Here is an 11,908-nt window from a genome sequence, read left to right as displayed (position 1 = left end):
ATTAGGGAACTGTTAATTTTGTATTTGAAATTAAAAAGACAAAAATGAAAAATTTAATTACGACCTTATTGGTATGTGTGTCATTTTCAATTAATGCTCAAGTAGCAGATTCTCCACAAAATATCTCACCGTTATTGATAGGAGAAAAAATACCTAATACTACTTTGGTTGATTTAGAAGGTAAAGCATTGGAAACAGATAAGTTATTTTCTAAAAAATCTATAATTGTTGTATATAGAGGAGGATGGTGTCCTTATTGTAATGCACAATTAGCAGACATGCAAGGAATAGAAAAAGAAATAATAGATTTAGGATATCAGATAATAGCAGTTAGTCCAGATGCTCCTGAATTTTTAAAAGAGACAGAAGAAAAAGGTAAATTGTCATATAAGTTAGTTTCTGATAGTGAAGGTAAATTTTCTCAAGCTGTAGGTATTGCGTTTTCAGCTCCTGAAAAATACGGGAAAATGTTAGGTAAATTTTCAGACGGGAAAAACACAAATTGGTTACCTGTTCCAACGGTTTATGTTATTAATGATAAAAATGAAATAGAGTTTTTATATATAAATCCAGACTATTCGAAAAGATTAAAAGGAGAATTGTTATTATCGGTTTTGAAATCTTTATAGATTAATTTTTTATATAGTCCTATAAGTAAAACTAATTTAATCAGTGCGTTCAAATTCAAATATTTGATTAAATTTGTTTTTTCAAATTAAATTTTAAAAAAAAGAAAATATGGCATTAGCAATAACAGATGCTACTTTTGATGAAGTAGTATTAAAATCAGATAAACCAGTAGTAGTAGATTTTTGGGCAGCTTGGTGTGGACCATGTAGAATGGTTGGACCAGTTATTGATGAGGTTTCTTCAGAATATGAAGGAAAAGCAGTAGTTGGTAAAGTTGATGTAGATGCAAATCAAGAATTTGCTGCAAAATACGGAGTTAGAAATATTCCAACAGTATTAATATTCCAAAATGGAGAAGTAGTAGGTCGTCAAGTAGGAGTTGCTCCTAAGAAGACCTATACAGATGCAATTGATGCATTATTGTAATAAATAATTATAATGAAGAAAAGCCTAACTCATGTTGGGCTTTTTTTGTTTCTATTATTATGATTTAATGATAAAAATGTACTAGTCTATTTTTAGTTGATGCTTTAAAAATAATAATCTTTTCAATATCTTTGGTATATGAAGATAGAAAGTCAGTTAGAAAAAATATCTAGTTTTAAACATCTTGAATTACTAGCTAATCAAGTAGTAGAAGGATTTATATCGGGAATGCATAAAAGTCCGTTTCATGGTTTTTCTGCGGAGTTTGCAGAACATAAAATTTATAATTCGGGAGAAAGTACTAAGCATATAGATTGGAAACTTTTTGCAAAAACAGACAGATTGTACACAAAAAGATATGAAGAAGAAACGAATCTTAGGTGTCATATTATTTTAGATAATTCTTCTTCAATGCATTATCCTGTGCTTCAGAAAGATCAACTTTTTTATGAAAACAAAATTGGATTTTCTGTCTTGGCATCAGCCGTTTTAATGAATATTTTAAAAAAGCAAAGAGACGCAGTAGGACTTAGTATTTATTCAGATGAATACGAGTTTTATTCTCCAGAGAAAGGAAGTGATAGACATCATAGAATGTTGTTAGACAAATTAGAAAATACTTTAAAAAAAGGAGAAGATTCTAAAACAACCGATACTGTTTCTTTTTTACATCAAATAGCAGAAAATATACATAGGCGATCAATGGTAATCCTATTCACGGATATGTTTCAGAGTGAAGATGAAAAAAAAATCTTTAAAGCACTGCAACATTTAAAACACAATAAACATAAAGTAGTAGTTTTTCATGTATATGATAAAAAGACCGAGCTAACATTTGATTTTGATAATATACCTAAAAAATTTGTTGATGTAGAAACGGGGGAAACAGTAAATTTATTTTCGGAAAATATTAAAATAGAGTATGAGAAACAAGTTTTAAAATATTTCAATGATATTGCTAATACATGTATGCAGTATAGAATTCAATATGTACCTGTTTCTGTAGGAGAAAATTTCGAAAAAATAATTTCGACTTATTTAGCTGAAAAACAGAAGTTTGGTTAGTTTTTGTAAAAATGTTTTTATTTTTTTTGTAAAAACATTTGGAGAAATGAAAAAGCGTTGTATATTTGCACCGCAATAAAGCAATGGTTTGGTAGTTCAGTTGGTTAGAATACATGCCTGTCACGCATGGGGTCGCGGGTTCGAGTCCCGTCCAGACCGCTTAATGGGAGAAGCACTTCAGAAATGAGGTGCTTTTTTGCCCCATAAAAGTATCTAAAATAGTTGTGTTGTTTAGTCATGCCTTTGTAACGCATGGCAGGTTTAGTAGTTAGACCAATGAAAAGCTTTCCATATATTCTGATTTGTTTCAGAATTTGGATGGCTTTTTTGATTAAAAGAATTAGTCTATAAAAAAATACCAAAAAAACAACATAAAAGATGTTATGAAATAGTAAATTTTTAAATATATTTGCACTGCAATAAAGCACTGGTTTGGTAGTTCAGTTGGTTAGAATACATGCCTGTCACGCATGGGGTCGCGGGTTCGAGTCCCGTCCAGACCGCTTAATGAAAAAGCACTTCAGAAATGAAGTGCTTTTTTTGTTTTTAGATACTTCAAGAAATATCACATAACCTAAATATAAGAATTGTTTTTTATACTCTATTGTAAATTGTAACTCTTTAAAATTTATTTAGCATTCCTATTAGCTTTATAGATAGACTATAATAAAAACAAATATTATGTGTATAGAACTACTAACGTAATAGATTCAGTTGCTTTGAATGTCAAAAAGAGTAAAATTAGAATTTACTTATTTATTCATGTTTTTTACTATTTTTCTAATCTATCTACATATCATTATATTTAATGATTATGTATGTTTTTGGATTGTATTGCATTTTATTTTTTCAATTAAGCGCTCTTAAAGGGAATGCGACACTGTTTTGTAAGGACAAAAAAAATAAAAGTAAAATTAAATAATCAAAATTTAGAGATAACATATAAGCTTATTAAGCTCTTGAAATTAAACTATTATAAGAAACATACGAATAGGATTTGAGTTTTAATATTGCTTGTTAGAACCAAACATGCCAATTATCCCATACTAATCCTAAAAATAAACCAAGATAAGCGATTGTTATAACGAATTTAATAAATGTACCTGCTAAGAAGCCTATTAAAGAACCAGTAGCTGCTTTTAGGGCTCTATTGTGATCTTTTGTGTCATAAGTCATCTCTCCAATAAAAGCGCCTAAAAAAGGACCAATTAAGAATCCAAATGGAATAGGAGCTATTAGCCCAATAATTAATCCAATATTAGTTCCCCAAATTCCGTATTTACTTCCTCCAAAACGTTTTGTCCCTTTAGCAGGAATAATATAATCAAGGACAGTAATTGTTATTGCGATGACTAATGTAATGCTTAAAACCCAATAATTATTTTCAATTTCAGGACTTAAATAAAGTAATAGTAACCCAATCCAACTAATAGGTGGTCCAGGTAATACAGGTAAAAAACTACCTAATATTCCTATGATCATAAAGCAAAAACCTGTAATTAAGAAAAAGTATTCCATATATTGTTTAGTTAATCTCTAACAAAGTTATAACTTTGTTTTTATCCTTCAATTATAAATAATTATTATTACAAATATTATTTAGTAATACAATAAAGAACTGTTTTAGATAGATGATGCAAAAATATAGAATAGTATTATTTTTAGCTTTAATCGTAACCTCTTGTCAGCTTTTTGATAAAAAAGTTCCTGATAAAGATGAGTTATTGCAAGAAGAATTAGAAAAGATAAACTGGAAAGAAGTAGATCAATTTCCAACTGCTTTCTCTTGCGATTCTATTATGGATAAAGAATTACAAAAACAATGCTTTTTTGAAAATATAATACAAAGTATTCAAGAAAGAATAAGTGCTGATACATTACAAATTTTATATCCAGAGATAGATACTATAGATGTAAAAGTAACGATTAATCCAGATGCTACTTTGAAATTTGAAATCCAAAAACCAAATGACAGTATATCATACGATATAAAAGTAATTGATAGTATTCTTCAAGTTCGTTTATCTGATTTCCCACCAATAGAACCAGCTATAAAAAGAGGGATAAAAGTAAAATCACAATTTATTTTACCAGTTGTTATCAATATAGCAGAGTAGCTTTTAGGATTTATTTCTTAAATTGTCTGCCTTTCCATTTGTATTTTCCAAACAAAGAGTATATAGCTACGCTAGTGCTAAAAAAAGGATATAAAAAAGAACTCAATAAAAGCCAATTTATTCTGGTTTTGAAATAAGATGAAGCTTGAAATAATAATAAAGAATCGATTAAAAATTTTATTCCAGCATAAAATAAAAAAGAATATAAAGGAAATAAATTAAAAACACATAACATAAAAGATAAAACCCAGATTAGATTTATTCCAAAAACAAGTAACGCTATTGTTTTGCCAAAAAAAGAAGAATAACCCGTACTTTTTGAAGCCCATCTTACTCGTTGAAAAAACAAATCCGACCATTTATCAACACTATGTGTTTTTACAGTGCTTTGGTAATGCATGCAAAATCCTACAGCATTTTTTTCTTTTTCAATTGCTTTTTGTAATAAAAAAACATCATCACCACTAGCTATCTTTTCATTCCCTTGAAAACCATTTAATTCATAAAAAAAATCTTTGCGATAAGCAAAATTTGCACCATTACACATAAAAGGTAATTCAATTCCAAAACTTCCAATAGTAACTCCTTGTAAACTCAAAAAATCTAAATTTTGAAAAGCATGTAGAAAACCTTTTTTAGGTAAGTAATAAACACCAGCAGCGATCATCTTTTTCTGACTTTGCTGAATGTAGTTGTCTAAAATTTTTAACCAATTCGATTCAACTAAGCAATCAGCGTCAGTAGTTATAATCCAATCATGTTTAGCTGTTTTTATTGCAGTTTCTATTGCGTCTTTTTTTGGAGAATTAGATTTTCTTTCATTTTTAATTATTGTAAAGTAAAAATTATAATTTGTAATCAAAATATCATCATCAGAATCGTCATCAACAAGCATCACTTCATATAATTCTTTAGGATAATCTAAAAATGAAAGAGATGCAAGTAGTTTTGGTAAATTTTCTGCCTCATTTCTAAAAGGGACTACAATAGAAAATTTAGTTTTTATAGAACTGTCATAAAATATTATAGGTTTCATTTTGGTAAATCCAAAAATTAGCGCAACAATGAAAAATACGTAAGTAAAAAGGATTATAAAAAGAAGGGATATCATGTTTTTTGAGGTTTAAATTGTAAAACAAAATGACTACCTATTAAAACAGGAATGACTAAATTAAAAATCCACATTAAAGAGGTTATAATTACTATTTTCCAGCTTTCAATATTGAAATTATTAAATAAAAAAAGAGCTACACTTCCTTTTATTGCTATATCCATAAACTGAATGCTAGGGATAATAGATGCGAACAAATACATTATAAAAATAGTTGCTAAGGCTAAAGAATAAGAAATGTTACAATTGAAAATGATTAACAAAAAATAAAATTGATGAGAAAAAACAAAGTATCTCATAACAGATAATTGAAAATTTGTTATCCATAACTGTTTTGGAAATTCCTTTGTTTTTGTAAAGAGTTTTTGAACTGAAAAACCATAAAATTCTTTTTTTCTGAAAATATAAAAGAGTATAAAAAGGAATGTCAATACTCCTAGAAAAGCCAAAAGAGTATTATTAAGGTTAAAGTTTATCCAGAAACTACTCTTAGTTAAGGTAAAATTAAGGCTGTAAATTAAAAAACCAAAAAGTCCAAAAAAACAAGTTATTACCATTTGAGAGCCGTTGCTAATAAAATTTAAAAACATAATTTTTTTAGCGTTTTCTTTTGGATAATATAACATTTTTGCGCCATATTCACCTATTCTATTAGGAGTGAAAATGGAAGCGGTTAAAGAACCTAAGCTTTGTTTAGTTGATTCTAAAAATGAAATAGTTTTAAAATAAGAAATTAAATTTTGCCACTTTAATATTTCTAAAGTCCAATTTGAGATAGAAAAGAGTAATAAGATTATAATTGATGTAAAATCTAAATAGCTTATTAAAGTATTCCAATCTGTTTTTTTATTTTGAAAGTGAGAAAATATGTAATAGAAAGCAATACATACAATCAAAAGTTTGAGTATAAGTAGTAAGAATTGTTTAGCTTTGTCTGGAATTGTAATCATCACTACAAAGAAAAGAAAAATTGGCAAACGAACGCATCATATTAGGAATTGATCCAGGAACAACCATTATGGGATTTGGATTGATTAAAGTAATCAATAAAAAAATGGAATTTCTTCAACTTAATGAATTAATTCTAAATAAATATGATGATCATTATACAAAGTTGAAAATTATATTTGAAAGAACAATTGAACTAATTGAAACATATCATCCAGATGAAATTGCAATTGAAGCTCCTTTTTTTGGTAAAAATGTACAATCCATGTTAAAATTAGGAAGAGCTCAAGGTGTTGCAATGGCCGCCGGTTTATCACGTCAAATTCCAATTACAGAATATGAGCCAAAGAAAATAAAAATGGCTATCACTGGAAATGGAAATGCAAGTAAAGAGCAAGTTGCCAAAATGCTTCAACAACTTTTAGGTTTAAAAACATTGCCTAAAAACCTCGATTCTACAGATGGTTTAGCAGCAGCAGTTTGTCATTTCTTTAATTCTGGCAAAGTTGAAGTTGGTAAAAGTTATTCAGGTTGGGATGCTTTTGTGAAACAGAATGAATCAAGAATTAAAAAATAAATGTCAGGAATTTATATTCATATCCCTTTTTGCAAACAAGCGTGTCATTATTGCGATTTCCATTTTTCAACTTCGTTAAAGAAAAAAGACGAAATGATTTTGGCATTAGCAAAAGAAATTGTTTTGCGAAAAAATGAAGCAAAAAATGAAACTATTGAAACCATTTATTTTGGTGGTGGAACTCCGAGTATATTGCCGATTGAAGATATAAAATTCTTAATTGATGAAGTTTATAAGAATTACAAAGTAATTGAAAATCCTGAAATTACAGTAGAAGCTAATCCAGATGATTTAACAGAAAAAAGAATAATTGAATTGTCTAAGAATAAAGTAAATAGACTATCAATAGGGATTCAATCTTTTTTTGAAGACGATTTAAAACTAATGAATCGTGCGCATAATGCTAGTGAGGCTGAGAAATGTTTAGAAATTGCAACAAAATATTTTGATAATATTTCTTTAGATTTGATTTATGGTGTTCCAAATATGAGCAATGAAAAATGGAAACAAAATATAGAGAAAACGCTTTCCTTTGGAATTCCACATATATCAAGTTACGCTTTAACAGTTGAACCTAAAACAGCTCTAGAAAAATTCATCAAAAAAGGAATCATTAATCAACCTGATGACGAAGTGGCTCAAGAACATTTTCATATTTTAGTCGAAACGCTTCAGGAGAATGGTTTTATTCATTATGAGCTTTCTAATTTTGGTAAGGAAAATTACTTTTCTAAGAATAATTCAAGTTATTGGTTAGGTAAAAAATATATAGGAATTGGACCATCAGCACATAGTTATGATGGAGAAAATAGAGGTTGGAATATCTCTAACAATTCACTTTATATTAAGTCAATACAAGAAAATAAATTACCTATAGAAACAGAGAAATTGACTGTAACAGATCGTTATAATGAGTATATCATGACTGGATTAAGGACAATTTGGGGTGTTTCATTAATAAAAGTTGAAACAGAGTTCGGAAAAACCTATATTGATTACTTAAACCAACAAATGCGAAGGTTTTTAGAAGATGGTTTATTGATTGTTCAAGATGGAATTTTGAAAACTACAAAAAAAGGAAAGTTTTTATGTGATGGAATTGCAAGTGATTTGTTTTTGCTAAATTTGGAATAAAATTATTCTAAATTGAAAACTACAATTTCTTATAAAAATCAGCTTTTACAAATTAATCTGTCTCAACCATTAGATATTTCGATTCCATTAACAAATGATGAAGAAAATCCTATTGCTTGGTATCAAAATATTCCAGAGATTAAACCTGTGGAAATGGGAGATTGGATAGGTAAAGTCTCAGAAGGAAAATCTTCAACAAACTTTAACAATATATTCTTCAATCCGCATGCGCATGGAACGCACACAGAATGTTTGGGACATATTACTCGCGATTTTTATAGTATAAATCAATGTTTGAAACAATTTTTCTTTACAGCTAAAGTTATTTCTATAATTCCAAAAGAAAAAGGAGAAGATTTTGTTATTACAAAAGATAGTATTTCAGGAGCATTCGATGAGTCAAAGGAAGAGTTTCCAGAAGCAATTATAATTAGAACCTTACCTAATTTAGAAAGCAAAAAACATTTAAAATATTCTAATACAAATCCACCATATTTGTTAGAAGAAGCTGCTGTTTTTATAAAAGAAAAAGGAATTCAGCATTTATTAATTGATTTACCAAGTGTAGATAGAGAACATGATGAAGGAAAGTTAGTAGCCCATAAAGCTTTTTGGAATTTAAAAAACATAAACGAAGTTAATAAAGACGCTAGGTTTGAATGTACAATTACTGAAATGATTTATGTTGATGATAGTATCTTGGATGGGAATTACATGTTGAATTTACAAATAGCTTCTTTTGAAAATGATGCTTCACCGAGTAAACCTGTTTTATATGAAATATTTCACATTTAAACATTCTTAACAAATGAATATTCAACAATTATATGAATTTTGTCAGTCAAAAAAGGGAGTAACTGAACACTTTCCATTTGATGAAGATACTTTGGTGTTTAAAGTTGGAGGTAAAATGTTTTGTCTAACTTCACTAAAAAATTGGGAAGCAGGAAATCCTTCTTTAAATTTAAAATGTGACCCAGAAAGAGCGTTAGAACTTCGTGCAGAATATGAAGGAATAAAACCAGGCTATCACATGAGTAAAGTACATTGGAATACGGTGTTTTTTAATTCGGATGTTTCTAATAAAATGATGATTGAACTAATTAATCATTCTTATGAACTAGTTTTTGCTAGTTTAACAAAAAAAAATCGAGAAGAAATAGAATCAAAATAAAGGATTTGATGAAAAAAATAATGGTGTTGCTTTTGGTTGTTTTTTCAATATACTGTTTTTCACAAGATAGTACGTTTGTAGCGAATATAAATACTCAAGTGAAAATTACAAAAACAAATGAAATTCGTTTAGGTCTTGGAGTAAATCATGCTTTTTATTCAGAATTAGGCTATGCTAAACATATTACAAGAGTCGGTTGTACAGGATATCTTTCAAAAGGATATTATGTAGCGTTAGAATGGTTACCTGAAACTCCAAATTTTGACAATGTATATGCTTTGAAAACAGGGTATGAAATTATAACTATGCTTGGAGCTATAGGTTTGGAAGCAAAATATCAAACAGATTTCAATGTGAATGATGTAGTACTAACTCCAAAAATAGGTTTCGGATTACTTAGCTATGTGTTTTTATCTTATGGATATAATGTTTCAATTCGTAATCAACCTTTTCCCAATGTTGGTAAACATCAATTGTCGATTACCTTTAATATTCCAATTAGGAAAAAATAAAAAAGCTACTCATTATTAATTGAATAGCCTTTTGCTTTATTTGTGTTTTCCTATTTCCCAGCCTGTCTTTTCTAAATATTGATTGCCGCTTTCAATAGCATCTTCTTCAAGTATTGTTCCCATAGAGTCATTCCATCTATTTAAGTAACCAAATAATGAAATAACACCTAGCATTTCTACTATTTCTCCTTCGTTCCAATGCTTGTATAACTCTGTTTTTATATCTTCAGTTACTGCATTTGGAATTAAAGATGCTGCTAATGAGAAATCTAATGCAACTCGTTCAGCATCGGAAAAAGCGCTATGTGTTTTGTATTCCCAAATATTATCAAGTTTTTCTTGGTCTGCTCCATATCGTTCTGCTGCTCTTATTGCATGTGCTTGACAATAACGACAACCTGTTGCATTACTACTTACCCATGCAATCATTCTTTTTAGAGAAGATGTTACTCTTCCTTTGTTTTCCATTACTGCTTTGTTCAAATTGATGAATGCTTTAGAAATGGCAGGTCTATGCTGCATTGTTAAAACTGAATTTGGACAAAAGCCTAATGTTTCATTGAAAAAAGTTGCTAATTCTTGAGTTTCTTTATCGTGATCTGGTGATAATGGTGTTACTAATGGCATATTTTTCTTATCTTTTTGCTAAAATAATAAAATAATGCTATAAGTTATATTTAATTTTTTGTTCAATATGTTAAAATAATCCATTAATCTCAGCGTCAATTCGATTAATTATATTTCCTAAATCTTCTGGATTATCTACAAAATTAATATTATCTACATCAATTATAACTAGTTTTCCTTTGTCATAAGTCTCTATCCAAGCTTCATATCGTTCGTTAAGTCGGCTTAGATAATCAATAGAAATAGTGTTTTCATAATCTCTACCTCTTTTATGAATTTGATTAACTAAATTAGGGATAGAACTTCTTAAATAAATCAATAAATCAGGTGAACCAACCAATCCTTCCATTAAATCAAATAAAGACTTATAGTTTTTATAATCTCTATTTGTCATTAATCCCATAGTATGAAGATTAGGGGCAAAAATATGCGAATCTTCATAAATTGTTCTGTCTTGTATTGTTGTTTTTCCGCTTTCTCTAATTTGTAATACTTGTCTAAAACGACTATTTAGGAAATAGATTTGTAAATTAAAACTCCAACGTTCCATTTGATGATAAAAATCATCTAGATAAGGATTATCTACAACATCTTCATAATGAGCTTCCCATTTAAAATGTTTAGCCAATAATTTTGTTAGTGTAGTTTTTCCAGCTCCAATATTTCCAGCAACAGCTATATGCATTACGGTAATTGTATTTTATAGTTAATAACTTTATCTGTTGTAAAAATAGATAAAATTCCATTTTTATAATAAAAATTATCAAATGAATTTTTAGAAATGTCAATTTTATAAGATTTATTTTCTTTAAGGTTTAGAAAAAATAATTCATGAGATTTTTTATACAAAATGTTTTTATCGTTTGTTATTTGTATTTTATCATATAGCGGAATTGTTCCAAAAGAAGTGATTTTCCCAAATAAAGAAATTTGATAAAAATTATTTTCTTCATCTATCCAATAAAAATTATTGTAATCTGATTGATAATATTTAATAGCTTTAGAAAGTGGTGTTGAAATATATTTTATAGTATTAATATTGAAATTGTATAATCCTATTTTTTGTGTAAAGAAATCATAAAACCAAATTTGATTTTGACTTGCTTGACCTGTTGCTCCAAAGCTAATAGGAGTATCTAAATTATTTCCGTTTATTCTATATATTTCTGTTAATTGATTATCTAATAAAACCACAGTATTAAAATCTTGATAAAATAAGATTAATTGTAAAGGATTGTATAGGTCTACTTTTGAAATAGTTCCCAATGAAAAATTATTATATTCATACTCTTTCTTTTCAGATTTTTTGTAGAATACATTTTCTTTAGTATAGTATGTAACATTGTTATCAAACTCGTATATTATTTTAGCAGTGATGCTTATTGAGTCGATTATTGTTGTTTGAATTCTTTCTTGGGAGAAAAAGATAGACCAAGATGAGAGAAAAAATAAGGAAAAAATAAGTTTCATTTCAGTGTTTAAATTAAACTTTAATATAAAAATGATGTCTAAAGATAATATATTTACTTTATAATTAATAAAGAGGATTGTAACAAATGTAAAATAGGTTAGTCTATATTTATGATA

At 28.0% G+C, this 11,908-nt stretch carries 15 protein-coding genes and 2 tRNA genes; 11 read left to right on the top strand and 6 right to left on the bottom strand.

Annotated elements, in window-relative coordinates; translation table 11 throughout:
- The first annotated feature begins 44 nt into the window (after positions 1–44).
- The 5 genes from LXD69_RS03770 to LXD69_RS03750 all read left to right on the top strand — a co-directional run bounded on the left by LXD69_RS03770 (position 45) and on the right by LXD69_RS03750 (position 2,624).
- Positions 45–629: a peroxiredoxin-like family protein gene (locus tag LXD69_RS03770; protein WP_246917678.1), complete on the top strand. Its 585-nt coding sequence runs from the start codon at positions 45–47 to the stop codon at positions 627–629.
- A 109-nt stretch (positions 630–738) separates the two neighbouring features.
- Positions 739–1,056 carry a thioredoxin gene (trxA, locus tag LXD69_RS03765; protein WP_026717477.1) on the top strand — a complete coding sequence of 106 codons (318 nt, stop codon included), beginning with the start codon at positions 739–741 and terminating at the stop codon, positions 1,054–1,056.
- Positions 1,057–1,194: 138 nt separating this feature from the next.
- Positions 1,195–2,121 (top strand): DUF58 domain-containing protein, encoded by a 927-nt coding sequence (locus LXD69_RS03760; protein WP_246917675.1) that lies wholly within the window; start codon positions 1,195–1,197, stop codon positions 2,119–2,121.
- 85 nt (positions 2,122–2,206) lie between these two features.
- Positions 2,207–2,280: transfer RNA gene (locus LXD69_RS03755), tRNA-Asp, on the top strand.
- Positions 2,281–2,550: 270 nt separating this feature from the next.
- Positions 2,551–2,624, top strand: a tRNA-Asp gene (locus tag LXD69_RS03750).
- Between the two features lie 514 nt (positions 2,625–3,138).
- Here the strand turns inward: LXD69_RS03750 and LXD69_RS03745 are convergent.
- A complete protein-coding gene (locus LXD69_RS03745) occupies positions 3,139–3,639 on the bottom strand; it encodes a DUF456 domain-containing protein (RefSeq protein ID WP_246917673.1) in 501 nt (166 codons plus the stop codon).
- Positions 3,640–3,752: 113 nt separating this feature from the next.
- Here LXD69_RS03745 and LXD69_RS03740 point away from each other — a divergent pair, with 113 nt between their 5' ends.
- Complete coding sequence (locus tag LXD69_RS03740) at positions 3,753–4,238, top strand: hypothetical protein (protein ID WP_317236313.1); 486 nt, start codon at positions 3,753–3,755, stop codon at positions 4,236–4,238.
- A 10-nt stretch (positions 4,239–4,248) separates the two neighbouring features.
- On the opposite strand, the gene LXD69_RS03735 is transcribed toward LXD69_RS03740, so the two are convergent.
- Together LXD69_RS03735 and LXD69_RS03730 are read right to left on the bottom strand one after the other, a co-directional pair.
- Positions 4,249–5,274, bottom strand: a complete 1,026-nt coding sequence (locus LXD69_RS03735; RefSeq protein ID WP_317236312.1) for a glycosyltransferase — start codon at positions 5,272–5,274, stop codon at positions 4,249–4,251.
- Between the two features lie 71 nt (positions 5,275–5,345).
- A complete protein-coding gene (locus tag LXD69_RS03730; protein ID WP_246917667.1) occupies positions 5,346–6,245 on the bottom strand; it encodes a flippase-like domain-containing protein in 900 nt (299 codons plus the stop codon).
- A gap of 74 nt (positions 6,246–6,319) precedes the next feature.
- Between LXD69_RS03730 and ruvC the strand changes: the two genes are divergently transcribed.
- The 5 genes from ruvC to LXD69_RS03705 are packed head-to-tail and all read left to right on the top strand — an operon-like array spanning position 6,320 to position 9,694.
- Positions 6,320–6,874 (top strand): crossover junction endodeoxyribonuclease RuvC, encoded by a 555-nt coding sequence (gene ruvC / locus LXD69_RS03725; protein WP_045970958.1) that lies wholly within the window; start codon positions 6,320–6,322, stop codon positions 6,872–6,874.
- On the top strand, positions 6,875–8,008 hold the full coding sequence (gene hemW / locus LXD69_RS03720; RefSeq protein ID WP_246917664.1) for a radical SAM family heme chaperone HemW: 1,134 nt from the start codon (positions 6,875–6,877) through the stop codon (positions 8,006–8,008).
- A gap of 12 nt (positions 8,009–8,020) precedes the next feature.
- Complete coding sequence (locus tag LXD69_RS03715) at positions 8,021–8,803, top strand: cyclase family protein (RefSeq protein ID WP_045970962.1); 783 nt, start codon at positions 8,021–8,023, stop codon at positions 8,801–8,803.
- A gap of 13 nt (positions 8,804–8,816) precedes the next feature.
- Positions 8,817–9,182: an MmcQ/YjbR family DNA-binding protein gene (locus LXD69_RS03710; protein WP_045970964.1), complete on the top strand. Its 366-nt coding sequence runs from the start codon at positions 8,817–8,819 to the stop codon at positions 9,180–9,182.
- A gap of 8 nt (positions 9,183–9,190) precedes the next feature.
- Positions 9,191–9,694, top strand: a complete 504-nt coding sequence (locus LXD69_RS03705) for a hypothetical protein (protein ID WP_246917661.1) — start codon at positions 9,191–9,193, stop codon at positions 9,692–9,694.
- Positions 9,695–9,730: 36 nt separating this feature from the next.
- Here LXD69_RS03705 and LXD69_RS03700 read toward each other — a convergent pair whose 3' ends face one another.
- The 3 genes from LXD69_RS03700 to LXD69_RS03690 form a co-directional block, all read right to left on the bottom strand.
- Positions 9,731–10,321: a carboxymuconolactone decarboxylase family protein gene (locus LXD69_RS03700; protein WP_045970969.1), complete on the bottom strand. Its 591-nt coding sequence runs from the start codon at positions 10,319–10,321 to the stop codon at positions 9,731–9,733.
- Between the two features lie 70 nt (positions 10,322–10,391).
- The gene (locus LXD69_RS03695; RefSeq protein ID WP_045970971.1) at positions 10,392–11,006 is read right to left on the bottom strand and encodes a deoxynucleoside kinase; all 615 of its coding nucleotides are present in this window, start codon (positions 11,004–11,006) and stop codon (positions 10,392–10,394) included.
- Positions 11,006–11,791: a hypothetical protein gene (locus LXD69_RS03690; protein ID WP_045970974.1), complete on the bottom strand. Its 786-nt coding sequence runs from the start codon at positions 11,789–11,791 to the stop codon at positions 11,006–11,008. Before LXD69_RS03690 ends, LXD69_RS03695 begins: the two co-directional genes overlap by 1 nt.
- Positions 11,792–11,908 lie beyond the last annotated feature (117 nt).

It is taken from the genome of Flavobacterium sediminilitoris (assembly GCF_023008245.1).
GTDB lineage: Bacteria > Bacteroidota > Bacteroidia > Flavobacteriales > Flavobacteriaceae > Flavobacterium > Flavobacterium sediminilitoris.
The sequence above is the reverse complement of the archived record's forward strand: the minus strand, read 5'-3'. Positions and strand labels throughout refer to the sequence as shown.

Bases quoted from the DNA above. Each gene is read 5' to 3' on its own strand.
- LXD69_RS03700 (WP_045970969.1), bottom strand. From the start codon at position 10,321: ATGCCATTAGTAACACCATTATCACCAGATCACGATAAAGAAACTCAA.
- LXD69_RS03770 (WP_246917678.1), top strand. From the start codon at position 45: ATGAAAAATTTAATTACGACCTTATTGGTATGTGTGTCATTTTCAATT.
- LXD69_RS03760 (WP_246917675.1), top strand. From the start codon at position 1,195: ATGAAGATAGAAAGTCAGTTAGAAAAAATATCTAGTTTTAAACATCTT.
- LXD69_RS03690 (WP_045970974.1), bottom strand. From the start codon at position 11,791: ATGAAACTTATTTTTTCCTTATTTTTTCTCTCATCTTGGTCTATCTTT.
- trxA (WP_026717477.1), top strand. From the start codon at position 739: ATGGCATTAGCAATAACAGATGCTACTTTTGATGAAGTAGTATTAAAA.
- LXD69_RS03745 (WP_246917673.1), bottom strand. From the start codon at position 3,639: ATGGAATACTTTTTCTTAATTACAGGTTTTTGCTTTATGATCATAGGA.
- LXD69_RS03695 (WP_045970971.1), bottom strand. From the start codon at position 11,006: ATGCATATAGCTGTTGCTGGAAATATTGGAGCTGGAAAAACTACACTA.
- hemW (WP_246917664.1), top strand. From the start codon at position 6,875: ATGTCAGGAATTTATATTCATATCCCTTTTTGCAAACAAGCGTGTCAT.
- LXD69_RS03710 (WP_045970964.1), top strand. From the start codon at position 8,817: ATGAATATTCAACAATTATATGAATTTTGTCAGTCAAAAAAGGGAGTA.
- LXD69_RS03740 (WP_317236313.1), top strand. From the start codon at position 3,753: ATGATGCAAAAATATAGAATAGTATTATTTTTAGCTTTAATCGTAACC.
- LXD69_RS03735 (WP_317236312.1), bottom strand. From the start codon at position 5,274: ATGAAACCTATAATATTTTATGACAGTTCTATAAAAACTAAATTTTCT.
- LXD69_RS03705 (WP_246917661.1), top strand. From the start codon at position 9,191: ATGAAAAAAATAATGGTGTTGCTTTTGGTTGTTTTTTCAATATACTGT.